Source organism: Vibrio sp. 10N.261.54.E10, assembly GCF_002877735.2.
GTDB lineage: Bacteria > Pseudomonadota > Gammaproteobacteria > Enterobacterales > Vibrionaceae > Vibrio > Vibrio crassostreae_C.
Genome location: NZ_MCXE02000002.1, coordinates 471,488 through 496,886 on the forward strand (window position 1 = coordinate 471,488; position 25,399 = coordinate 496,886).

The 25,399-nt window shown below is 39.8% G+C and carries 19 protein-coding genes and 3 pseudogenes; 7 read left to right on the forward strand and 15 right to left on the reverse strand.

Going from position 1 to position 25,399, the window contains the following annotated elements; translation table 11 throughout:
• Positions 1 to 114 precede the first annotated feature (114 nt).
• Both BCU07_RS13315 and BCU07_RS13320 read left to right on the forward strand, forming a co-directional pair.
• The gene (locus BCU07_RS13315; protein WP_102427982.1) at positions 115 to 1,071 is read left to right on the forward strand and encodes a helix-turn-helix domain-containing protein; all 957 of its coding nucleotides are present in this window, start codon (positions 115 to 117) and stop codon (positions 1,069 to 1,071) included.
• Between the two features lie 96 nt (positions 1,072 to 1,167).
• Positions 1,168 to 2,157: a helix-turn-helix domain-containing protein gene (locus tag BCU07_RS13320; protein WP_102427981.1), complete on the forward strand. Its 990-nt coding sequence runs from the start codon at positions 1,168 to 1,170 to the stop codon at positions 2,155 to 2,157.
• A 276-nt stretch (positions 2,158 to 2,433) separates the two neighbouring features.
• Here BCU07_RS13320 and BCU07_RS13325 read toward each other — a convergent pair whose 3' ends face one another.
• The 8 genes from BCU07_RS13325 to BCU07_RS13360 form a co-directional block, all read right to left on the reverse strand.
• Positions 2,434 to 2,697, reverse strand: a complete 264-nt coding sequence (locus BCU07_RS13325) for a hypothetical protein (RefSeq protein WP_017062773.1) — start codon at positions 2,695 to 2,697, stop codon at positions 2,434 to 2,436.
• Between the two features lie 533 nt (positions 2,698 to 3,230).
• On the reverse strand, positions 3,231 to 3,971 hold the full coding sequence (locus tag BCU07_RS13330; RefSeq protein ID WP_065584792.1) for a LysM peptidoglycan-binding domain-containing protein: 741 nt from the start codon (positions 3,969 to 3,971) through the stop codon (positions 3,231 to 3,233).
• Positions 3,968 to 5,095 carry a hypothetical protein gene (locus BCU07_RS13335; RefSeq protein ID WP_102427980.1) on the reverse strand — a complete coding sequence of 376 codons (1,128 nt, stop codon included), beginning with the start codon at positions 5,093 to 5,095 and terminating at the stop codon, positions 3,968 to 3,970. Before BCU07_RS13335 ends, BCU07_RS13330 begins: the two co-directional genes overlap by 4 nt.
• Positions 5,052 to 5,756 (reverse strand): hypothetical protein, encoded by a 705-nt coding sequence (locus BCU07_RS13340; protein WP_241910041.1) that lies wholly within the window; start codon positions 5,754 to 5,756, stop codon positions 5,052 to 5,054. Before BCU07_RS13340 ends, BCU07_RS13335 begins: the two co-directional genes overlap by 44 nt.
• Positions 5,757 to 5,769: 13 nt before the next feature.
• A complete protein-coding gene (locus tag BCU07_RS13345; protein ID WP_102427978.1) occupies positions 5,770 to 8,571 on the reverse strand; it encodes a CS1-pili formation C-terminal domain-containing protein in 2,802 nt (933 codons plus the stop codon).
• Positions 8,571 to 9,098 (reverse strand): hypothetical protein, encoded by a 528-nt coding sequence (locus tag BCU07_RS13350; protein WP_241910040.1) that lies wholly within the window; start codon positions 9,096 to 9,098, stop codon positions 8,571 to 8,573. Before BCU07_RS13350 ends, BCU07_RS13345 begins: the two co-directional genes overlap by 1 nt.
• Positions 9,099 to 9,164: 66 nt before the next feature.
• Positions 9,165 to 9,695: a hypothetical protein gene (locus BCU07_RS13355; protein ID WP_102427976.1), complete on the reverse strand. Its 531-nt coding sequence runs from the start codon at positions 9,693 to 9,695 to the stop codon at positions 9,165 to 9,167.
• 581 nt (positions 9,696 to 10,276) lie between these two features.
• On the reverse strand, positions 10,277 to 12,601 hold the full coding sequence (locus BCU07_RS13360) for an adhesion domain-containing protein (protein WP_102427975.1): 2,325 nt from the start codon (positions 12,599 to 12,601) through the stop codon (positions 10,277 to 10,279).
• Between the two features lie 369 nt (positions 12,602 to 12,970).
• On the opposite strand from BCU07_RS13360, the gene BCU07_RS13365 reads away from it, so the two are divergent.
• Both BCU07_RS13365 and pyrC read left to right on the forward strand, forming a co-directional pair.
• Positions 12,971 to 13,129 (forward strand): YqaE/Pmp3 family membrane protein, encoded by a 159-nt coding sequence (locus tag BCU07_RS13365; protein WP_017059962.1) that lies wholly within the window; start codon positions 12,971 to 12,973, stop codon positions 13,127 to 13,129.
• A gap of 192 nt (positions 13,130 to 13,321) precedes the next feature.
• On the forward strand, positions 13,322 to 14,350 hold the full coding sequence (pyrC, locus tag BCU07_RS13370) for a dihydroorotase (protein WP_102427974.1): 1,029 nt from the start codon (positions 13,322 to 13,324) through the stop codon (positions 14,348 to 14,350).
• Positions 14,351 to 14,467: 117 nt separating this feature from the next.
• Here the strand turns inward: pyrC and BCU07_RS13375 are convergent, their stop codons facing one another.
• Complete coding sequence (locus BCU07_RS13375) at positions 14,468 to 15,373, reverse strand: DUF808 domain-containing protein (protein WP_102427973.1); 906 nt, start codon at positions 15,371 to 15,373, stop codon at positions 14,468 to 14,470.
• Positions 15,374 to 15,548: 175 nt separating this feature from the next.
• Between BCU07_RS13375 and BCU07_RS13380 the strand changes: the two genes are divergently transcribed.
• Entirely contained in the window at positions 15,549 to 16,475 is a 927-nt protein-coding gene (locus BCU07_RS13380; protein ID WP_102427972.1) for a M14 family metallocarboxypeptidase, read from the forward strand.
• A gap of 205 nt (positions 16,476 to 16,680) precedes the next feature.
• Here BCU07_RS13380 and BCU07_RS13385 read toward each other — a convergent pair whose 3' ends face one another.
• The 6 genes and pseudogenes from BCU07_RS13385 to BCU07_RS13410 form a co-directional block, all read right to left on the reverse strand.
• Entirely contained in the window at positions 16,681 to 18,288 is a 1,608-nt protein-coding gene (locus BCU07_RS13385) for a BCCT family transporter (protein ID WP_017059966.1), read from the reverse strand.
• A 486-nt stretch (positions 18,289 to 18,774) separates the two neighbouring features.
• Complete coding sequence (locus tag BCU07_RS13390) at positions 18,775 to 19,347, reverse strand: malate synthase (RefSeq protein ID WP_017064292.1); 573 nt, start codon at positions 19,345 to 19,347, stop codon at positions 18,775 to 18,777.
• 236 nt (positions 19,348 to 19,583) lie between these two features.
• Positions 19,584 to 19,778: pseudogene (locus tag BCU07_RS13395) on the reverse strand (hypothetical protein); the annotation flags it as partial.
• The gene (locus tag BCU07_RS13400) at positions 19,769 to 20,155 is read right to left on the reverse strand and encodes a nuclear transport factor 2 family protein (protein ID WP_102427971.1); all 387 of its coding nucleotides are present in this window, start codon (positions 20,153 to 20,155) and stop codon (positions 19,769 to 19,771) included. The pseudogene BCU07_RS13395 and the gene BCU07_RS13400, both read right to left, overlap by 10 nt.
• A gap of 285 nt (positions 20,156 to 20,440) precedes the next feature.
• Positions 20,441 to 21,256, reverse strand: a pseudogene (locus BCU07_RS13405) (FRG domain-containing protein).
• 400 nt (positions 21,257 to 21,656) lie between these two features.
• Positions 21,657 to 22,925 carry an IS4 family transposase gene (locus BCU07_RS13410; RefSeq protein WP_102427970.1) on the reverse strand — a complete coding sequence of 423 codons (1,269 nt, stop codon included), beginning with the start codon at positions 22,923 to 22,925 and terminating at the stop codon, positions 21,657 to 21,659.
• Between the two features lie 99 nt (positions 22,926 to 23,024).
• On the opposite strand from BCU07_RS13410, the pseudogene BCU07_RS13415 reads away from it, so the two are divergent.
• Positions 23,025 to 23,666, forward strand: a pseudogene (locus BCU07_RS13415) (aerobic cobaltochelatase subunit CobS); the annotation flags it as partial.
• 3 nt (positions 23,667 to 23,669) lie between these two features.
• Positions 23,670 to 25,391, forward strand: coding sequence for a cobaltochelatase CobT-related protein (locus tag BCU07_RS13420; protein WP_102429211.1), 1,722 nt, complete (start codon positions 23,670 to 23,672; stop codon positions 25,389 to 25,391).
• The last annotated feature ends 8 nt before the right edge of the window (positions 25,392 to 25,399 follow it).

A 25,399-nucleotide genomic window follows, 5' to 3' on the forward strand; every position in this document is an offset into this window, starting at 1 on the left:
GTTTCAAAACGGTAATCTCGAGTCTGTTACATTTAGATAGGTTATTAAAAAATGCCATAAACTATCATAGATGACTATACTTCAATTAGATCAAATTACGCTTAGGGATAATGTATGTTTGGTGACTATTTAAAGGAATTGAGAGTCTCACTAGGTCTTACTCAGAGTGAGCTTGCTGTTAAGTTAAACCTTGCAAATGAAGAGTTTCGCTCTGTAGACGTGGTAACTCTCAGTCGTTGGGAACGAGGAAAAACCAAACCAACACTTGCAAAATGCCTAAGAATCTTGCGTTGTTTACAGGTTGACCTGAGTGACTTTTATGAATTAATACCTAATCCAAGCGAAACAAAGCTACTAGACGAGATTGAACAACTTCGTTTTAATAACAGGGTAACGAAGCTTTCATCATTAAGTTATGAAGAGCCACAAGAGCCACAATCAACTTTAATTACTGAGATGCCACTTCTTTTGAAAGATGATGACAAGATACTATCTAGCCTTAAAATCTTTTACGAAACAGCCATCCATACACCGAAGGGTTTTTTCGACATTAATCTATATGACTACCAACAAAACAAACGAGCTATTTTAAAAAGATTTATAACAGAAAGCGGGCAGTTGGTAGGTCACTCAATTAGTTTTATATTCGAAAGTGACTATTTTGACAAAGTTACTCATTCAAAAATCATTGATATCGACCTGACAAAATCTGTCAGTTATAAAAATTCGACTAAGTTATCGGTTTGTAATTATAATCGTTACTCTTCTAATTTCCAGATATTTCGATGTATGTTAGTTTCTCAATTTATAAACCTAATTCACTATTCAAATGTTCAACGTTATTATTTCTTTAGTGCATGGCCTGAAATCGGACAAATTTTAGAGCAACTTGGATTTAAGAAAATAGCATTTGATATTGAGTCAGAAAAAGGAGGTTTTAAATTAGGCAACCGCTCATTCGAACATTGCTTATACGAAATTGATACAGCGACACTTCTTTCTCAACCCGAAATAATAACCCTCATAAAAACAACCCAGTGGGATAACCAATACTCAATCAAAAATCATTAGGCATAGCCAAACAGCCTTTAAATTAAGATGCCTACCATCTTAAGTTTCTACACATAATAATACTTCGCCTTATGCAAAAGATTGGAGAAAACTACTGTGTTTGGCGAATACTTAAAAAAATATCGAATCGGGAATGAACTAACACAAAGTCAAGCAGCTACAAAGCTCAACTTACTCGGAGGAGATCTATCGAACATTGATACAGTTACACTTAGTCGATGGGAAAGAGGAACAACTAAACCAACTCTTAGCCGTAGTATTCGTGTTTTGCGAGAATTTACCAACGATCTTGAGCCTTATCTATCTAAAGTTAGTCATTTACTACATCAAGACCCTAGTTCTAAAAATAGAGTTGATCAATTCGACTCTCTGATGGAAGAGAAATACCGTAGTTTAAATAACTTGATCGCCAGAGCAAATTATCAGTCAACATCGATGATCGAACACAATCCTGTTTGTGAATATCCGATTGGAAATTCTAATGATAGTGAGATTGTAAATTCTGTACTTGTTTTTCATGAGAAAACCTCTGATGAGAATATTAAGCATGGACTCTATAAAATCGATTTTTTAAACTATTGCAATGAAAAACGTTTCATTGCCTATAAATATGTCGACAGCGTCACAGGGGAGCTATTAGGACATAACATAGGCACTATATTCACGACTGAAGGTATGATCTCCGAAATTGAAACACTTTCTCAAAAGTCGATTGATGAAATAGATTTAAGAAAAACCGTTCCTTATAATAAAATCCGAAAATTAGCTTATTTTGCGGTGAGCCAGCATTCGCTGTACGAGCGACCTTTTCGTCTACAATTAAATAGAGAATTCAGGTTTCTAGCAAAACACGCTAACATTACCGACTACTACACAACAGTTGCTATAAAGAGCTCAGCAGAAGTACTCGAAAAAATGGGATTTTCTGTTGTTTCGTACGAGAAAAAATCAACCAACGGTGCAATCAAAATTGGTAAACACTATTATTCTAAAGCTTTAATGCACATAAAAACAAGCCAGCTATTTACTCAACCCGAGTTCTTGAACTTGCTTACAGGCTGTCAAACCTGTTCAAACCCATGCTAAATTAGCTCTCAGTGTTGCTAAGCGGTCTCTTTCCGCGCACATTAACAGGAGTACCAATCCATCGAAAGATAGTTCTGATGGATGAACTCCTGCTTGCTTCAATCTTTCAAAACACAGCTCTACAGTTTTGACATTCGTATTCGATATTATTGAACCAATATACCTCATTATTTTCCCACTTAAATTATCAGTACAATCTATATACTATGTAATTAAGCGATTGAGTATTAAAGCATATGGTAAAAAGTTAGAATCTAATATGCTATGTTCGCTTGACTACATGTCAACCTCACGAACAATTACATCATCTACTTCATTGTTTAGTAATGTTACATAACTGCTCTGAGTCATGCCTCTTACAGCTTTCGTGTTTTGCATGCCATCCACATTCGTTAGACTTTTGTCAGAATAAATTGCTCGTATATCTCCATCGACTCGGCCTGAAAACGTGACATCATCAGCACTAATAGAAGCAATCGCTGAGGTTGCAAAAAATAAAAACGAACATAAAACGACCTTAATATTGACAAACGACTTCATAAACACCTCAAGTGCAATTGGTTACATATGAGAGTTTAGCTTATTCGCAGGAAAAAAGAAGTCTAATGCCTACCAGCCACTCTTGCATCCGTGATGTTAGATTTGTAAACATTAATTTGTTCAGAAAAGTCCATTCATAACGATCATGATATAGCATGGATACGGCCACATCAATTCACCAGACTTATGCATATTATGCACTGGTTAGCGATTTGATGGCAGTTAAACCTTAGGGAGAGACCGAAGAGTAAAATGCTAATACATATCTTGCAAGTCTTCATAGTAGTTTAATGGTTTTACATTAAGAGAATTAAATTTTATCTAACTTCGTAATATTTAATACCTGAACCTAAGATCTGGTATGTAAACCATGATTCTTGGCAACACTTGATTATTCACATCAACGTAAGCTATGTAAGATCATAGATGAATAGTTAGACAGATTTAATCGAGTGCAAAAAAAAAGCATCACCATACCTTATAAGAAATAGGTCTAGTAATACTTTAATATTGATCAGGTTACCGGTAAGAGCTTATTCTAATACTTGGCCAGGAATGATCAAATCAGGATTTTCAATATCATTACTCTCAATGATCTCTTCTAAATCGAAGCCGAACTTTCTACGTAGTTCATATAACCAATCACCTTCTTGTACGACATAAGGTAATGTCGGCTTAACAGCAACTTCGGATATACTGTTAGACATAGTATCGAAGTCACAGTCCGTATCAGTTGGGTCAGATGTGCAATCCGGAGCTTTCGTAATTTCAAGTGACGAAGGGCGAGGTTCAACTTGGTCAGACTCAATCTTACGCTTGCTGTCATTGAAATAATAAGATAATCCGACCACGGCTTCTCGTTGATTTTGCCCAAAATCATCATTCAACGTTTGATTAAGTGCGATACTCGCACCGAAATATTCATTCAAAGCATACTCAGCAAGGTACTCTATTGTTGGATATTTATCTTCAAATCCGACTCCAACCTTTAAATCAATTTCTTCTCCATCATGTATACTATAAAGCAAACCTAAATCAGGTATGTACTCAGAATCATCTAATAATTTATAATGTTTGATACCTAGATTCAATTGAAGTCGGTTATATTGGTAGAGAAAATAAATAGATTGAGAATTCTCAAACATATCTCCATCAAAATTATAGCCATAGTTTGCCCCTACCCCCAAAATATGAGCAGTTGGCTTCTCAGCAACCGCTGCACCGCTGGTTAGTACTAGAAACATAAAAAAAATATTATTAATTAGTCGGTTCACAGGTTCACCTCATAAACAACATTAAACGACCCTTGGTAATTACCTGAACTAAGTGCATTTCCATCGACATCAAAACTAACATCGTATGCTACATCAACTTTGTTACTACCTTCTCCATTCACTGTAATCACTTCTGAATCAGGAAAAGATGCGGTATTAAGTACTCCGTCTTGGACAATCACCTTGTCAGGGCTTTCGCAGCCAATGGCACACGTGATTGTGTAGGGTATCTTTTCTAGCGAGTTATCAATATTTGTAAGCTCATAGTCACCTGACGTAGGGCTAAATGTCATAATAACGCCTGTAGGTAAAGTCCCTAACAAGCTAACATCATACCTCGTTGTACCAGAGATCCTTTTTGTTGCAGTATCATACTGGGGTTCAATATTCCCGTCTCCAAGTACCGTTAATGATTCAAGGATCGCAGCTTGATAATCAATCGTGATAATTAACGTCTCCGGCACTCTGGTATAAGTCATCGTACCGGTTTGACTTGTAAAAAAGTAAGTCGGTGAAAGGTTAATTGATGCCGTAAAAGTTCCAGATCCAACAGGGGCTGCGAACACATCATTACTGATATTAGGCAAAGAGAAAGCAGGTCGATAAAACTTAAAAGGCTCTATTCGGCTTGTTGCTGTGTAACCCATTCGCGACACACACAAAGTCGACTCTTGGCCCACTTTCGCACTCGAACCACTTATATTTGTAGCTGCACACTCATTGGCAACTCCCATTCCCACATTTGACCCGTAGTCTTTTGATGTGAAATAACTAGCCGAGCTACCCAAATTGTACTCAACACCTAACAACTCCAGGCTGGTGTTAAAACTTTCGCCTGTAGAATGATTAACAAAGCTAACGTTATTAACGGGTTGGTTATCCATCGTTGCGGGATACCACTCTGCCGTTGGTTGCTCTTGCGCTATCGTCCATGCAGATGGAGATATAGCTTCACTACCGAAATAACTATTTGGCGCCGCATTGTTCCAAACCACAGAGTTGTTTGCTGTAATCGTTCCGTATACATCTGCAGCATGGCTACTATCTAAAGCCGTGAATAATAGCGCTATACTAATTAGGCTATTTCTTTTTAATAGTGATATTTTTGTTATAACTGTAATCATGGTTGGCTACCTTAACGGATAACGAATCGACATTTTGCAGGCCTTCTGCTAATTTTATGGTTTTCTTTCGACCAGATAGTATTGTATTAGTTTGTTTACATTTGTTACTAACAGAATTCGGTTTACAGTTATCAAACTGTATGTAGAAAAATGTGTTACCATTATTTTCCACATAAACTTCTGAACCGTTATATTTAACTTTGTAGTCAACATTAGTATTTTTTGCAGGTACAATATAATAAGGAGCATAACCATAATTAATACCAATTATACTTTCTTTTTTATCTCCATCGATAACGCTAGGCATGAAAGTCACTTGATAAACTTTGTCCTTCTCTAAATCATCACAATTAACCTGACATAAATTCTTTACTGATACACGACGTCTTTCCCCCGGATTTAATATCAGTTTATTGGGTAATAGCGCAAGATCCCATAAAGGTAAATTATCTTTTGTTAGCTCTACCTTTTCTAACTCTCCGTTTTCAACCTTTACTTGGCTAACGTTACCTTTTATATATTCAGGTTCAGTTTTCGAACTAGTCAGAGTAAAAACTTCATTACCATCTTCTCCAGCTATAAGAAGCATTTTATCTATGCTAAATGCATGGCTAAAAGAGGTCGTCATTAATAGTATCGAAGTAAATATTACACGTTGCATAATTTTCTCTATGTTAGTTATAAGCATATGGCGTCATCTCCATATGAACTGCATAATTAATGAGTTCATCAACATACAGTTTGTTTGCCGTAGTTAGTTGCTCAGGAGACTTAGCGAATATATACAAATAACCGCCAAGCTTTTTGTTTATAATTTCAACACCTGAGTTGTTCAGTTTGTTCTGATAGTTCAATACAATATTACTATCCTTGTATTGCCCTAAGTAGTAATAATAAACACCATCAACTAGGGCTATCTGATAACCTTCACTATTTTCTTCGAATGATGGCATACAGAAGTTATTACCTAAATTCAAATTATTAACCGATGATAACTCCGGTATTACACATTGGTTTTCCTTAGATATAATTTTGTAAGGTTGTTTATCTTTCACCTTAAATTGATACACACCTTCAACAAGCTTGTCAGTAGAAACACAACCTCCACCGATACATTCAACTCCGTCTATTGGATTTCCATTTATATCACTAAACGTCGATATAAATGATTTCAACTCAGACAACGACGTATCCAAACGGATAACAGTTCCTGGATAACTAGTAGCCGACGTATAAGACTCACCATTGTTGTAAAAATCAGAGGCTTCCGTATCAAGCTTGAATTCATATTCATAGAACTCTTTTAATGGATATACCGTCAAAGCATCTCCACTAACATAAGCATTGCTTTGTTTTCCATTCTGCTCGGAGTTAACTACCGCCAAGAATTTTCCATCCGAAGACAGTTCCCCTGTATCATTATTCGAAATAAAATAAGAAGATGACTTTTCACTCGTAAACTCTATTCCTTGAGAAGTTATGATATTACTTGTACCAATATATGCAGAAACACTTGTATTACTACTTGAATTGATATAGGCATAAGAGTTTGAGTCAATATGTTTATTCTTATAATTTGCAGACAATGATAAATCGGCACTGCTTTGGTCTTCAGTAGAATCTTGATAATAAAGTCCCGCAGAGCTTGATACATTTAGATTGTTTCTGTTAATTAGACTACTTGAGACTGTATCTCTATGCGATAGCGCAACATCACCACTATCATCTATTTGTGCTTGTGTACTATGTGTGTATGTGTTTTCCTGGCCTATTGGAATAATTATTGAGGCCATAACACCATAATTTATATCGCTCGATTCACTTGCTGATAACTCTAAGTTCACCTTTGAGTCAAGTGGTAATGATGATATCTGCACGCCACTTCTTGCAGACCAACTTTCTGATTCATTATTATAACCATTACTAAAATCTTTATATTGGTTTTTTGTTAATATACCCGATATATATGATGATATATTTCTCGTTAAGTACTTGTTGTAATTTACTGATAATGATGTATAGTTCGAGTTACTGAATAAAAGTTCAGACAAACTAATATCTCCAATACTATTATCATTTTCACTATCAAATTTTGTGTAAGATACACTTAAGTTATAAATCCCCACATCAAAATTATAAAAACTAGATCCATCGTCAAATAATCCTGTTACTGCCGATATTCTGGACACTTCCCCTAAAGATAAGTGACCACCAACATAATTATAATTATCTTCCCCTGTAATAAACGAACCTGCACCCAGTGCAAAAAAATCCGTAACTTGATAGCTCAATTTCCCATTGGTGAACATTGGACTTTCATAATTATCATAAGCAAAGTTGATGGATTTCTGGTCAAAATCGTCCTCTAGTCCCGTATTCGTCAGGTCTCTTGATAAATAACCGGCTGTAATATGATAATCTAGTTCGCCGGTTTTAATCGACGAAGAGCTTGTATTGACTATCAACCTATCTTCTGTGTAAAACTCTTCACTGCCATCAAATATTCGAATTGTCGCAGTATAAGTACCAGATGGTAGCTCGTTATAGTCAAAGTATTCTTGCCCTGCATCCACATTACGACTTAATAGAACACGGCCTCTATCATCATTAATTTCTAGTCGACCAGCTCTTGAAATGTTCAAATATACTCGTCTAGAATTAGGAGATGATTTTTTTACTAGCTCTCTCGTCGATCCAATCGACAACATGTAACCAGAAGTTTTGCTGCCATTTTCTAAAAACTGAGTACTATTCCAAGAGCGTTCTTGGTATTTATACCCGACAGAGAAACGAGTATTACCACCAACATAGTTATACGATGAGTCATCCGAACTGAAACCATTGACATCACTAAAGTTTAGATCATTATGCAAATAGCCATACTTGCCAAAACCTGCATAATTTTCATGTTGATAAGAATAAGACGATGTATAATCAGTGTTGTCGCTATAAGAACCAGATAGATTCAAACCATGTGACATAATGATCGCGTTTTGATCGATCTCTTCTTTTACAAATTTTATTTCTGACTCTTCTATTATCTCAGTTAAGAATTGTGAGTTAACATGAATAATCAATGATTGGCTATCTGGAACATAAACAAAATCATATAAATCAGGTAGTAGACCACATTCACTTCGATAACCTTTACAATCTAGGCTCGATTCAACCCCATTTACCAGTGTTGTTGCCATCGCATCGCTAACATCTTTCTCAATACCAAGTTCATTCGCCAATGCTTGTGCTACAAGTTGTTTTTGTGAAGTGGGAATTCTTACTTCATCACCCGAGATGAAAGCTTCCGAATAGAATAATTTGTTCTTATCAGCCGAGAGAATTAGTGGCATTCTTATCAACTTCTCTTCAAACATATCTTCAAATCCATCTGGAATATTTGCGACGGATTTTGAACTATATATTATGGCCAAGAAAAATATGATAATTAAGTTTAAACCAAACCAAAGTCTAATAAACATTATAGTTGAAGCTCCACATTGAACGTAATACGACCATTGCAATCTAATGGCTCATCACTCGGTATATTTTTATTTGTCACTAATTCAAATTCATTGGTAGAGTTTTCATATTCAGTATTTTTAATATTATTAAATTCAAAGTTTGGTATATCTGAAATATCAGAGTAATGTTTTCTATCGATATAGAGATCGATAAAATCATCATACATAGTCTCACCGCTATCGTTGAGAACACATTTAGAAGTTAACTCTGATATGTTATAACTGTATTCAAACGAATCCCCAGTGCTTGTTGGTATATTCGTTCTAATATAAGAATAAAAACGCCCATTTAGAAAGGTTTCGTTCTCACTATCATACTTCAGTGCAATAAACTCATCAGATAAATCTACATTTATAGAATAGTCATACAAATTCGCTCTATTTATTTGTGTATTTACTGGAAATGAATAGCTTTCATAGCCAAAGCTATTGAAACTAAAAATAACAAGCAATAATAGAAAGAAATAATTTATATAGATATTCATTTTCATCAGCCTCGAAAAACAAGGCACTTAATTAATTAAGTGCCTATCAAATAATGAGATTGTTTCTTATGGCAAAGTTGCAATCATATCAACGTTAACGATAACTTCTGTACCAGCAATATCATCTGGAGTTGAGTGTGCTGTATCGTTAGCAACATACAGTTGAACCGTATCGCCTGCTGAAAGTTGAGTTGAAGCTAAGTAGTCAGCTGCAGTAAGCTCCGTCGCTGAAATGTTATCGCCGACGACAATGTTAGACTGTACTTCACTCATTGAAGCTGGAAGCACATTTACTTGTGATACCGTCCAGTTAGCTGGAGTTAAAGCCCCAAGCACAGCCCCCGTGTAGTCATGCGCTTCCAAAACAACTGGTTTAGTCGTTGCGAACGTACCGTCAGCGTTCACCTGTAACGTACCAACAAAAGAAGCAGGGTCTTCACTACCGCCCGCACCAGTAACAAGGATGTCACCGTTGGATACAAAACCAGGAACAAAGCCGCTGAATACTACAGAACCAATAGAGGTATCGCCAGGTGCAGCAAAAGCCGGAACAACAGTAATTGCAGACAATAATGTAATGAGTGTTAATTTTTTCATTTTATTTCCTTTAATATAATATAAGCATTGCGTTAGCCTCTTGCTAAACAACAGGCATATAATATTAAAATAACTACGCTTTAGGTTAGCACGTTGAAATTATTTATAGTTAAATATGCCTAGTCGATATATCGCCGACTAGTTCATTTATCTAGGGAATAAGATCTGTACAATAAATACTTTCAGTTACACTAAATTGGATATCATAATAACCATTATCAAACTTTGAGAAAGGTGTTTCAATTGGATATGAGAAGGGGTAACGCTGGTGACTATCTGAGTTATAAAAATGAGCATCATAACTATTTTATTATATTGCTTTATATAATATTAATTATGACCATCACAAGTTAAACTACCTAAATCGTAACCTAAGTTATTATAATCTAGCGTTTAATTTACAAGTGATGTCTTTAGTTGGGGAAATAGAGTGAGACGGAGAATTTACCTTGCGGTTATTAATTAATAAATATCAACATGACAATAACACGTAAATAATTCGCATTAAAAATGCCAGTAACATCGCTACTGGCTTACTAAAGATTTTCAACCTACTTTAAAGGGAGACAGACTCATAACTATCATCTATAGCATGATAAAAAAACGTGTACTTGGCTACCAAAGTAATTTTGGTCGGCCTCAGGAGTATCTTCAGGACCTCTATAATACGTGATACCACCGTTATCACTAGTTGGTTCCGCGTAATTATTAATGTAAAACTTATAGAGAAAACCATTTCCTCGGAACCAAAACTCATCTTGGTAATCGGAATTTGAATATATACGACCTACAGTTATGGCTTTATATGCAGGGTCTGCATTCCAAGCGCCAGCAAACCGAAGTGCAATAGTTGACGAGTCAAATTCTTTCCACCCACCACCATCGAAGTTTATTGATGAGCAGTAATATTCAGTCTGGCTGCTATCATATCCAGACTCTATAAAGTTCGTGTCATTTGCGTTATACCCAAAACTTCTGATTACCGAATACGAATAATCGTCAGTATCATTCGGAGCAAAAATCGAAGTATTATTATCACTATAGCGGAGTACTTGTTCTCTCGTAAACAACGGAAGAAATTCACTTCCTTCATATGAAGTTATACCCAAAGGTGCGAATAAAGTAACGTTCAAGTTATCACAAAATGATTCATAGCAAGCTTCAATATTAACATTAAATTGAGGTTCAGTATTTGCGGTAGAATACGCTGTCAAGATACCTGTATGTTCATCAAAGGTAGTAACGTTCAACTCAGTTACTGTCCAATTGACATATTCGGCTGGAACTTGTTCCATTTGGCCAATTGAGTTAGTTATAGTCGCCTGATATAATTCATGTTTATCTACATCTAAGTCACGTTGAATCGAAGTCACACCATTTAAACTGATAGATACTGGGGTGATTTCTGGGATATACTCAGTATTAGTACAAAGAACATAATTTACCTCTTCATTATTACTAGCAGTGACTGAACCATCAAATAGATTGACTAGTGTTGTGGTAGTTTCATCAACCTGGTCACTAGTCCAATACGGTTTGTCATTTGGATATCTATAGTCTGTAAATATTTGACCATCAGGCTTCCAAGCATAAAGTTCTTGCAAATCTACTTGATTCGGTAAAAAAGCACCTCTTGCAGTACAAATTGCTTCAGCAACACCTTTCGAATGCGCTACGGTTGTTACATTATCGACGGCATTGGTGCCATCTCCTGTTCCTATTATTTCGAATTCAATACTCGCAGTTTCTGCCTGCTCCATAGTTAAAGGTGGAGTAACAGATTGATATACATTGCCTTCATTAAAAACAATTATCGGGTATAAGTCTTCGGATTTTAACTTTATTATCCCGGTGGCAAAGCCTCCTTTGTTATCAGAGACAACGTAAGTGATATTGTGATAGCCAGAATTAGAAGTAGTAAACGTGAAAATAGTGTCATTGAACAGATTACCATCTAAGTTAGCATCTTCTATAATGGCAACATCAGCATCGTAAGCATAGACATCAATTAATTGTAATGAATCACCATTAGGATCAGAAATGAGACTCAAAACGTCAATTGTGACCGTTTTCCCGTATGGAACTTCTGACACTATTTTTAAGGTATCAGGATCGGTAAATGTCTGTATATATGTAGAGTTAGCTATTGGAGCACCATTTACTGTTGTTGAAACTGCAATATCCAGGCTACCACTAAGAACATTTACTCCATCACTATAGCTATATAAAACCCTCTCAACTCCAGATTCAAGTCCAGCACCTGGAGTATACTCTATAACGTTATTCGCGGGATCAGATACTGCTGATGAAAGCGTTGAATCGCTATTAGGCAAAGTTAGCGTCATACTAAGTGTATAGCGACTCGTGTCGACCTCGTACCCCAAATTTGCTAACTCGTCCTTCACGTTCACCGAAATGGGTGTTCCAGTTGAAGTTGCAGATGATATGGGTATTAATTGTTCACTGTTTTCAGCTATAGCGATTCGAGCTGTAGCCTCACTATAGCCATCATAAGATATCGCTGTTGACATTCTTGACACAGAGGATCCAACACGAAATCGGTAGTCACATAGGTTTACTTGCGTTGCTTTAATATAAAAACCATTTTGGTCGTTAGAAACCACATCGCAATGATAGTCAGAATTAAGGGATTCAACATTCAGCAGAGCAACAGGTGTCCCATCAGAACTTTCCATATTGTTGGAGAGATCAACATAAAAAGTTTCACGAGGTTTAGTGTGCTGCATGGTATCTTGAACGGAGTAAAGTACGTTCGATTGATCTGGCCTATCTGGGCTATCTGGGCCCGAAGTAGAACCAACTCCTGAATCACCATTACAACCTGAAACAGCCAAGATTAAAGCTACCTGCAACAAATTAGCCTTCTTTGGCAACACATCTAACATATCGTTTGACCTTTTTAAAATTTAACCTTGTAGCATACGAATGCTACATTAGATTGCGATGTTATCTTTTTGTAACTGGATATGTTTAGCAAATATGTAAAATTGACTCTTGGAAATGCCTAGTCATAAAATCACGGCCAAACTTCAAATGATTAAATGTATATCTTGATGGGAATACTGATTATAAGCATTTGGTTATAAATAGATAAACTGGTAGGCATTAAACACTTGATACTAAGCTAATATCTTGAGATGTTTAAACGGCTGTCTTATATACATAAAGACACCAATGCATTAGCTTTCGCCATACGTTCTATAATTTGAACACGGTTATCGCATTGAACCTTCATTGAATAAAAAGGATTTATCATGAACAAACTCGTCATTATCATTTTATGTGTACTGCTTCCGCCTGTTGGCGTGTTCTTCGCTCGTGGCGCCGGGAAAGATTTGGTGATTAATATCATTCTTACTTTCTTCTTCTGGGTTCCAGGAATGATCCATGGTCTGTGGGTAGCCACCCGCTAACCCTTATTAACAAATAGATACCGAATAAAATATCCATAAAAACAAGCTCCTAGCCATGAAGAGTTAAAAATAGGATGAAATGAAAGTACTTTTCCACTATCATCCTGTCGCCTAAACGTAAGCGATTGCTTTCACAGATTTCGCCGAGTTTAGGCTCCAACTACATAACACTTCAAATGGTGGGAGCCTTCAATGACACAACTTACGATTACTCGTCCTGACGACTGGCACGTTCATCTACGCGATGGCGAAGTATTAAAAGATACAGTTCGCGATATCAGCCGTTACAATGGTCGAGCGTTAATCATGCCAAATACGATCCCACCGGTAACCGATACCGAAATGGCTCTTGCTTACCGTGAACGCATCATGGCACAGCAGCCAAGCGAGCAATTCCAGCCTCTAATGGCACTTTACCTGACAGACAACACAACACCTGATGAAATTCGTAAAGCGAAAGAATCTGGCGCTGTTGTAGCAGCGAAGCTATACCCTGCTGGCGCGACGACTAACTCTGATTCAGGTGTAACTTCAGCTCAAAAGATTTACCACGTACTCGAAGCAATGCAAGAAGTGGGTATGTTGCTGCTGGTACACGGTGAAGTAACGGCTCACGATGTTGATATCTTTGACCGTGAGAAGCAGTTCCTGGACACAGTACTTGCACCGATTGTTAACGACTTCCCTAACCTGAAGATCGTTCTAGAGCACATCACGACGGCAGATGCTGCGACTTTCGTTAAGAACGCTAACGAGAACGTAGCGGCAACCATTACTGCTCACCACTTGCTTTATAACCGCAACCACATGTTGGTTGGCGGCATTAAGCCACATTTCTACTGCCTACCTATCCTTAAGCGCAACACACACCAGTTAGCACTTATTGAAGCAGCAACAAGCGGTAGCAAGAAGTTCTTCTTGGGTACAGACTCTGCACCACACGCTAAAGGTGCAAAAGAGTCAGCGTGTGGTTGTGCAGGTTCTTACACAGCGCACGCTGCGGTTGAACTGTACGCTGAAGTATTCGATTTAGAAGGCAAGATTGAGAACCTAGAAGCATTCGCGAGCCACAATGGCCCAGACTTCTACGGCATGCCACGTAACTCAGATACAATTACGCTCGTTAAAGAAGAGTGGAATGTTGCTGAAACCATGCCTTTCGGTTCAGACATCGTTGTGCCAATCCGTGGCGGCGAGACGATTGCTTGGTCTGTAAAATAAGCACTTGGGCTGTTAAATAAACACCCTCCATTTAGCGAAAAGGGTCACCATAATAATTATGGTGACCCTTTTTTGTTTCGATAAAAGACTGTCTTATTCCCAGCAGTAATTTAACGATTACTTACCGCGAATTTTTCCGATAGCAGTCCAAATAGCAACGACAATCAATCCAGATAAAACCCCAATCACACCATTTAATAGCGTTGGTACCACCGCAGTCGCAATCGTATGTCCACTAAAATCCATAATAATCGGTTCAATTAAATGATGAATCGCAGGAACGTTGTGCACCACAATACCGCCACCAACCAAGAACATCGCAGCCGTGCCGACAACCGCAAGCATCTTCATCAGCTTTGGTGCAAAGGCGACTAACCCATTACCCAATCGGGTTTTAATGGTACTCCCATTCGATGTGCGCTGGAGATAAAAACCTAAATCATCCAGCTTAACGATCCCAGCCACTAAGCCATAAACACCAATCGTCATCACAACGGCTATCAAACTTACGACAAGAATCTGAGTCACGATACTTGTACCCGTTACGGTACCCAGAGCTATCACAATGATTTCCGCAGATAAGATGAAGTCGGTACGAATTGCGCCTGAGACCTTTCGCTTCTCATACTCTTCAACAGATTCACCCGAGCTGCTTTCCTCATCTTTCTCTTCGTGTTGATGAGCATGAGGAAAAAGCTTTTCTAAGATTTTCTCTGCCCCTTCAAAACAAAGAAACAGACCACCAATCACCAGTAGTGGCATGATCAACCAAGGAATGAATGCACTGATCAATAGTGCTGCCGGAACCAAAATCAGCTTGTTTTTAAATGAGCCTTTTGCAACCGCCCATACCACTGGGATTTCTCTTTCAGCAGAAACACCGGATACCTGCTGGGCGTTAAGGGCTAGATCGTCACCTAATACGCCTGCGGTTTTTTTAGCGGCTACCTTAGACATCAATGCGACATCATCCAACACGGTTGCAATGTCATCTAACAGTGTTAGTAAACTTGCTCCAGCCATTTTGTTGTCTCTTTATAAAGAATTGAACCATCAATAAAATGTAACACCATCAATTCACTCATCAAAGTTATGAGTCTGTAAAAAATAAAGTCACAAGTTGTGTTTTCTATTGCTGTCTCTGTTAGACAGGAATAATCTGTCTTAATCTTTCACGAACATAAAAGAAAAAGTATAGATGAAAAGTGAATCTACCTACCCGATTGGTAAGCTAGGGCAAAAATGGCAACAAGCAGAACGTGAAACATGGTTAGCTCAACGAACGGTTAAGCGTGAATACCAGCAAGAAGTTGTACCAAAGATTAAAGCACTGGCAGACCGCTTTGACATCGAACAATACGGCGCACTGAGCTACGACGAAGCTCGCTTCCCACTCTTCGCTATCAAGAGCAAAAACTGGGACGAGTCAAAGCCGACGATTCTGGTAACAGGTGGTGTTCACGGTTACGAAACCAGTGGCGTGCATGGCGCGATCAAATTCGCTGCGACTCAAGCAGAGAAATACGCAGCGCACTTCAACATTGTTGTCGCACCTTGTGTAAGCCCTTGGGGCTACGAAGTGATCAACCGCTGGAATCCAAATGCTGTTGATCCAAACCGCTCTTTCTACGACGGTACGCCAGCAGAAGAATCAGCAAACCTACGAGCTCTAGTAGCGTCTCTGCCAGAAGTATTGGTTCACGTTGACCTGCATGAGACGACTGACTCTGATGAAACTGAATTCCGACCTGCACTCGCAGCTCGTGATGGCATTGAGTACATCGAAGGTATGATCCCAGACGGTTTCTACACTGTTGGCGATACTGAAAACCCACAACCTGAATTCCAAGCTGCTGTCATCGCTTCAGTTGAAAAAGTAACCCACATTGCGCCTGCGGATGACGAAGGCAAGATCATTGGTTCAGACGTCACTCAACACGGCGTGATCAACTACCCAATGAAGAAGCTTGGCTTATGTGGCGGCGTGACTGACTGTAAGTACGGTACAACCACAGAGGTTTACCCAGACAGTGACAAAGTAACAGACGAAGAGTGTAACGATGCTCAAGTTGCTGCTGTTGTTGGTGCTTTGGATTACGTTATTCAGCACGAATTGAACGCGTAAGCGTAAACCCGCTCATAGCTAGAACCGGGCACCTAGACTAATAACTAAGAGCCAAGAACTAAAAGAGCCACAAATGACTACTCACTTGTGGCTCTTTTTTGTTTCTCTTTCGCTGATGTCTTCTACGGCATAAAAAAGCTCCCTTGCACGCGGTGCAAGGGAGCTTTGAATCTGCTGATTAGAGTAAGTTCCTATCTAGAGGTACTTACTTAGTGGCCGGAGTAACCGTTTCTTGCCCTTTACCGACTTCTGTCAGTAGGCCTTTCAACAAGCTCACACAACCAATCAAAAGAATGATCGTAAACGGCAGTGCTGCAATAATCGTAATAGATTGCAGAGCTTGGATTGATTGAGTACCACCAATCCACAGCATTACCATTGCGATAGCGCCTGAGATAACCGCCCAAACGACTTTCTGTTTCACTGGCACTTCTAGTTTACCACCCGCTGTCATGCCATCGATAACGATAGAGCCTGAGTCCAACGTTGTAACGAAGAACACAATGATCAGTGCGACTGCGAGAACTGACAGAATGCTACCGAACGAGTAAGCATCTAGCATGTAGAACAAGCTTAGAGATACGTCTGTAATGCCTTGGTCGAGGCCAAGTTGTCCCACATGGTTAATTACTTGCTCGATAGCTACGCCACCGAAGATCGACATCCAAGCCGACGTTACCAATGTTGGGATAATCAATACGCAAAGTAGGAATTCACGAACCGTACGGCCTTTAGAAATACGCGCTACGAACATACCGAAGAAAGGTGCATACGCTACCCACCATGCCCAGTAGAACACAGTCCAACCATGCAGCCATGTTGTGTCTTCACGACCCGCACTTTGGCTCAAAGCTACGATATTTTTCACATAGCCCGTTGCCGCCGTTGCCATTGAATCAAGCACAGTTGTGAAATTCAATACAGCGATAAGACCAAGGAATATGAATGCAATAACCATGTTCAGGTTACTTAGGAACTTAACACCACCGTCCATACCACGTAGTACAGAGATGATCGCCAAGCCCATGATCAGAACGATGATAGATTGCTGAAGGAAGATGTTGTTTTCCAAACCGAACACGTGGCTAATACCACTTGCTGCTTGTGTACCACCTAAGCCCAATGAAGTCGCAAGGCCAAACAGAGTAACCAGTACGGTTAGTACATCGATTACATCACCAGTTTTGCCCCACACACGCTCACCCAGAATTGGGTAAAACACAGAACGCATTGATAGCGGTAAGCCTTTGTTATAAACAAAGTACGCCAGACAAAGCGCCGTCATGCCATAGATAGCCCATGCATGAAAACCCCAGTGGAATACGGTTGCGCCTAGCGCCAGTTCACGACCAGCGGCTGTGAAAGGTTCTGCGTCTAATGGCGTTCCGAACCAGTTCGTGAAGAATGCAGTTGGCTCTGCAACACCCCAGAAGATAAGTCCAATACCCATACCTGCTGCGAATAACATCGCAATCCAAGATGACATTGAATAGTCCGCCGTCGCGTCTTCACCACCTAAACGGATTTTACCCAACGGTGAAAAAGCAAGAACAACAGCAAACGCTAGCATGATGTTAGCTCCCCACATAAACAGGAAGTCAAACTTTGATAGAACAGCACCCTTAATAGAATCAATTGCAGCTTTAGCATCTGCAGGAGGAAGAGCAAGAAGAGTGATGATGAAGAGAAGAGATAAGCCTACTGAGGCTACGAAGACTGTGTTATGGACATCCATGCCCCATTTACTGACGTTATCTTGACCAACTTGATAGTCAGTAGAATCAATACTGTATTTTTTTGATTTAAAACTCATAAATTATGATGTTCGCATATCCGAATCAACGAATATAAGGACGCTCTCCGTATCCAATTACTACTTGATTGGCTCGCCGAACCGCCTAAATAAAAGGCAATAAAAATCACAATAGTTAGTGACAAATGGACTTACTGGCTCAATCCCAAGGCGCACATTATAGCACAGCTCAAAGCATTTTGACTGAGTTTTAGCTCAACAGTCACCCAAACCACCGTTGATAGTGATAGTTAACCCAATAAAAACAGAATAAAATAAAAAAATAAAAACCTTCAAATACAACAATTTAAATTAAAATGACGCACCGTAAAATCACATCCAAACTTTTTGCAGATAATTTTAATAATCACCCAATTTACTTATAGCTCTAATAAAAAAGCCCCGCTATAGGGGCGGGGAAAGTTACCAAAGGTAAAAGAGAAATCAGTGCTCAAATGTCAGTGCTGCGTCTCACAGATCAGCACTGCACATTTCAAAGACAGTTCGTTAGATTGCGAAGCAAAAACCTAGGTTATAGTCTTCACCATTTTTCGCCGTGAACTCTTTGTCTTCACTTGATGCATTCGGGCGGCCACTTTCATCGCCTTTTACTAAGCTCACCCAGTGACGGATGCCAGAAGAACGGCTCGCCTCAGTTTGACCAAACGTGGTGCACGTCTCTAATTGGATATCTTGAATATCAACCAACTCCAGACGGCCTGTGCCTTTACGAGCGCCGATTGTCACTTCAACGTGCGTACCGCTTTCATCACGGAATAGGATTGCTGAAGGCTTAGATTTATCACCTGTGTAAGCCACAAAGTGTTTAGCGCGTTTCAGTCCAGTATGTTCGCCATTCTTGAAGTAAACCTGAACGTGTCGGTAATCGATCTCATAGCTCACTACGTCTTCATGTGAACCCGTCTCTAAAGGAAATAGAGTATCAAGCAACTGTTTCGCCATTTTTTGTTTTTCGAGTTGCTTGTCTGCTTTCACCATTTCGACGGCAAAGACAGCTTCAGCAATAAATGTTGAATGGTTTCTGTGAAGTTCTGTTTTGTCTAGTGTCAGCATATTCATAGTCTTTCCCTCTTACGGCTTTGAATTTCATGTCGGTCAAAAATCCTGATTGACCCTTTTCAAAATTGTTCTTTACTGTGTTGCTTCCATGTATTTCATACTACTTGTATTTTTAAAACAATTTCACAACAAAAATTTCACACTGTGAATTTTACTAAATTGCTTTTTTACACACACCCGTATTTCGAGCCCCTAGCCCTTTATTTACCTGGGCTGAGGGCTCACTAGAAACACTTTTACGTCTTGTTTAATTTTGTGTAATAACCCACCCCAACCAACTTATTGTCGATCACTCGGTAGTAGGTATGCTTGGTTTCGACTTTACTCGACAGCGGATTCAGCCATCGATAGGTGTAAACTCCACGCCCATTTTCTTTGGCGAGATTCAACATCTCAGTAAGAATCGGTTTATCGTCTGGGCTTAGAATTTTACGCTGATTTTTCCATCTTTCAGAGTAAACACGTCGACCATGCGAGCTTCGATGATGCTACCATCTGGGTTAGTCGCAGAGAACGTCGATTCACTCACCGCGCGGTCACCACATACAAAGTGGACAGGGTCGATCCAAGCTGCATCTGGAAAGTTCTGCCAAACCAATTCAAAGCTATTGCGAACGGCTTCGTACCCTTCAATAGTATTTCCAAGCAAGCCTTCACCTGCCACGGTGTGGAAGACACAGTCTTCAGTCATGAACGACATTAACGCTTCGATATCATGGTTATTCCAAGCATCACTGAATGACTGTAAAAAGGCGGTGTCGACTTGGTTTTCCAGCACGAACGTCGTTGCATTGGTTTGCATATTCATATTCCAGAATCCTTTATGTTTACGTTATTGGTTTAAATTTCAGTAGCTTTGCGCCACTTTTTTATTAGAGTTTTTAAACTAGAAACCCGATTAATTTAACAACTTGATAACAAGTCGCACAACTCTAACTTCGAGTAGTGTTATATACAATCTCTAAGCTCACAGATTTCGTATTTTTATAAATTTAATTAGTGTTCTAAGTTTATTTAAACAAGACTTCACTCTATTTAAACAATTAAAATCAGACTTGAGCGAAGCCTTAATTTTCAATAAAGATATTAATCGTTAGTCGAAGTCAAAATCTTGATGGTACTTTCGACCATATTGTTCCAAAGTTCGATTATGAGTATTAACTTGTAATTCGATGTTGCTTCCATCTTTACCCATAACCTTATTTCCATCGACGTGTGATTCATTTTTCAAATCAACCAGTGTCTCTTCGTTATACTCTGCAGGTTCATTTAACACATTCATGGATATTAACTCCTTTATCAGATTTACTTTGGCTGACGGAAGAACATGAACGGATACTAGACCGTTTGAATATTCTTTCTCATCGTACAAAGGCTGAATGGCATCATTACTGCCGTCCTTAAATGGATGAATGGAATACCACTTATCCGTTCGTTGCTCTTGCTTATCGCAGTCGGCTACTTTGAAGATCTGAGTTCTTTCAAGTTCATAAGGTGAGTTAAAAACACTAACCCTATGATAATTAATCACTTTAACAATATTGATGCAGTCTTTACTTTGGCTATGGCACACAGACCACAACGCATTAATCAGGCTATCTGTCCATTCAAGTAAACGGGTGGGAAAGCCCTGCTTTTTGGCTAAACACATCAATAACCAATCATTTATGTCGTATGAGCTCAGCGAGTGACCACCGTAAACTCTCACTGTTGAAAGCAACTCTTGTTCGACACGGCGTATGTTCTTACGATTGGAACGGCCTAAACTTGGCATTAGATTATTATTTTCATAATCACACACGTTTTACATCAAACCACGTTGGTCACTGCATTCATTCATTAATGAATCAATTATTTTATACAGCTCTTCGAGTGAGCTTATATAACGTTTATTGTTCACAGCATGCATGTAATAGGTCACTTAATTTAAATTTATTACAATTAAAAATTAACTATCATGGTTAATCAGTATCGTTACGAATGATTTTAAAAATGACAATAGGTATATGTCTTTATCAATGGCCATATATCCTCATCAATAACTAACAGTTATAAAACCATTAACTAAGGAGCAATTAGCTAAGGGTCGATTAATAAGGAACGACAAAGTTTATATAACTAAAACCACTTATATGTACAACAGCCATTTAATTCATGTTCTAACGTTTGACTAAGGATTATTGAAATACGGGTTGCCGGTATTCACTTAAGTACATTGCCAATACCCGTTAATATTGCCCGACCACATTCTCGATTGCACTTTCTCTAACACTCTCGAAAATACCATGGCCGGACACATAGACAGAACCTTAAGCACTAAGCTCAGCGTAAATTCCGTCTAACGTAATGTTTTCTTTAGACTTCCTCTGCGCGGACTTTTGAGCGTTCCTTGATATATAACTGGTAGCCCATTCGATTTTATTGCTGATTTCTGACCATGCGCCGTGACTGATACATTCAAATATTGGTAACAGCCAGACATCCACATTTTTTGCCGCTTTAAACAATGAGACCGATGGCATTATCTGAAGCGCAATACTACGCCTAATGATCAGCGCAAGTAAACTGGCCCAGATGAGCCCATCAACGATGGCCTTTTGTGCGGTGACAAATCGTTGCCAGTTGGTGTGAGACTTTAACTCTTTAAAAAGCAGTTCCACCTGCCATCGACAGCGGTAGATCGCCATGATGTCATCGGCAGTAGAGGTGTCTGAAGGTAAGTTAGTTATCCAAATGCAGAATCGTTTTTCTTCAGCAAACCATCGTCGCACGACTCTAAACTCTTGTTTACCTCGAAGGACTTTTAGGTCAAGGACCTGCGAACGGTTGGTACCTCGAGTAATGTCTTTCAGCTTCTTCCCTTCTAGCTTAGGCAGCAGTCGCCCCTTGCCGTTCCTTGCCTCAATAATCATAGGGTTCAGAGACTTAGCACCTCGGACAATATAGAATCCGCCATGCTGTTCAAGCTCTCGAAAGAAGTGGAAATCAGGATACCCTGCGTCAGCTAACAGCAATTTGTTGTTCATCGTTTTGGGCTCAGGTAAAAAATCTCTTTCTGATGCCGTATCAGCGCTGATGTTCATCGCGACTGGAGAAAAGCTTTTCAACGACATTGTCATATGACATTCAACCGCTGCAGGGTTACGTTTAAATCGACTCGGATAAACATCCGCCAGGTCACGATGGATGTGGAAAGAGCTGCCATCTTGAAGCAGTACATCATCAAAGGTGTCGAGCTTATTTGGTAGACCGACATTCTGCTGGCGAGCAAATTGAGCTATTGCTCGCATAACAAGTTGCCGCATGAAATTAGGAAACTCATTTTTCCTCAACTGGTTATGGTAAGGCTTGTATGCCACGGCACCTTCAGGGCTCAAGCACATCCCATTGAATTGTCGCAGTAAATCCGCAATGGAAGTGCAGTTTCCTTTGCTTAACGCGGCCACTAAGCTAATGACTAGCTGCTCGGGTAATATCGCCCGACACCGTTTCATCAGGCCAGTACTTTTCGCCATTTTTTGGAGGGTGTCAGCATTAAAGAATTGCTTAAATTGCTTCTGTAAGGAGATAATCGTCATCGGCTTCACTATTGATGTAGGTAGTTTGTTTGGCGACGATTATCTGATCATAAATGAAGCCTTTTTTCTATCTAAATAAACAAGTTAGCTCTTAAGATCCTGTCTATGACAGAGTTTAAGGAAGGCATTCTTCCACAAAGTATCCAGCAACCCATCGCATTGGTATTGGACGAATACGACGCGGGTCGACCTGATGTGATGTTTGTGATTCAGCAACTCTTAGAGCAAGACGGCAAATACACTTCTCTCGAGCAAAACCGCGTGATCACTCCCCACCCTTCTTTCCGCCTGTTTGCTACGTGCAACACGCTTGGCTTGGGTAATTTTTCAGGTTTGTATTCGGGTACTCAAGTGCTTAACCACAGTCAGTTAGATAGATGGAACATCATCGCTACGCTCAACTATTTAGACCCACAACATGAAACCAAGATAGTGTTGTCAAAGCGCCCGGAGCTAAACGATGAAAGCGGTCAACAATTAGTAGAGAAAATGATCGCCACCGCTGGTTTAACGCGTAACGGGTTTCGGGCTGGCGACCTTTCGACTGTGATGTCTCCGCGTACAGTGCTCACTTGGGCTGAAAACATCCAAATATTCGACGATGTAGCGACGGCATTTAGGCTTTCATTCTTAAATCGCTGCGAAGACGAAGAGAAAGAACTGGTTAGCGAATACTATTTCCGTTGCTTTGGTGAAGCCTTGGAAGCGCATACTCAAAATTATTCGCACTCGGAGTCGTAAACCATGGCCAATATTTCTTCTCAGCAGAAAAAGATCCTCGATATTGGTGTGTCTGTCGCCAGAGCAATCAGTGGTGAACTCGATCTGAACTATCGGGGAGAACGACTCTATAAAGGCAATAAGCCCTGTTATTACCAGTCTGCCCACACCAACGATCTCACCTTTGTATCTCGCCACGAGCTGAAAAACAGTAAGCTTTCGATGCAAGGCAAGATCGATTCATCGGCATTACGACTCTTGCTTTCAGATGCTGATCTTCACTACTCATTGCGACCGAAAAACGAGGTCGAACGTCTGTTATATGACTTCTGCGAGCAGGTGCGAATTGAATCGCAAGTTCCATCTTATCTAAAAGGCGTTACCACCAGCATTCAGTTCAACTTTGCGTATTGGAGCGACCAATATCATCAGAATGGCTTCACCGAATCACGAATAGGCATGTTGCTGTTTACTCTGATGCAAGTCATCCACACCCGCTTAACCGGTGTTCCGGTTTCGGACCCCATTGCTGAGACCATTGAATCGACTCGCGCCGGCATCGTGCCTACCTTCGGTCACAGCTTTAAACGCTTAAAGCAACATAGAACAGACCAAGAACAGTTTGCACACAGTGCCAATGAGCTTGCAGCCCTTGCACAAGAGTTAATCATCCAAGAACAGGAAAGTGATAACTCACCCACACCAACCGTTGAAGAAGACATCAAGATCCTTGCACAGCTTGCCTTGATTGTTGATGGTGACATTCAAGATCAAGACGTCGATACCGACATCACAGGCAGTAGCAAGGTATTCGAGTTGTCGGGCGCCAATTATCAGGTCTTTAATTCAGAATTTGATCAAGTCATCGCCGCAGACAAACTCGTCAGGCGTACCCTATTACTCGAACTGAGACAAAAGCTAACCGATGACATCATGGCGAGACAAGTCAACACTCGCCGTTTAGCCGCTATGCTTACTAGCTTTGTTGCCACACCACAGAGGAACCGACGTCAGGACCATTTAGAAGAAGGCATTGTTAACGCCATCACCATCACCAAGCTCGTCACATCGCCATTGGATAGCACTGTCTTTTATCAACCTGACATCGGTACATCTCTTCAATGTGCCATCACATTTTTGATGGACTGCTCTGGCTCAATGCAAAAGCACAGTCACAAGCTAAGCCTACTGATTGATACAATTCTCAAATCCGTTGGACTGGCCAACATCCCTTTCGAGATTATTGGCTTTACGACCAATAACTGGAACGGTGGCAAGGTCTATCGGCAGTGGCTTAAACAAGGCCAACCAAAGCACCCGGGCCGCTTAAACGAAGTTCGGCACATCGTGTTTAAGGATTTTGATACCCATTGGAGACGTTCTCGACTTGGCATTGCGAGTCTTCGTAAAGCCGACATCTTTAAAGAAGGGATTGATGGCGAAGCGGTTCAGTTCGCGAGTCATCGATTGCAGCAGCACACCGCCCAGCGAAAGGTTTTGATTGTGTTCTCAGACGGCTGCCCGATGGATACCGCTACCAGTACCGCCAACGATCAGTTCTATTTAGATAACCATCTCAAACAGGTGATTGAACGTGAGTCGACCAAAAACGGTATTGAGATTCATGGTGTGGGAATGGGAGTGGATTTGAGCCCGTACTATCGCAGCAACATCACGCTAGATGTACAAGAGAGCTGCTTGTTTGGGCTATCTAGGAGCATATTTGAGATGCTAAAGCGTGTTTAAACAGGGAA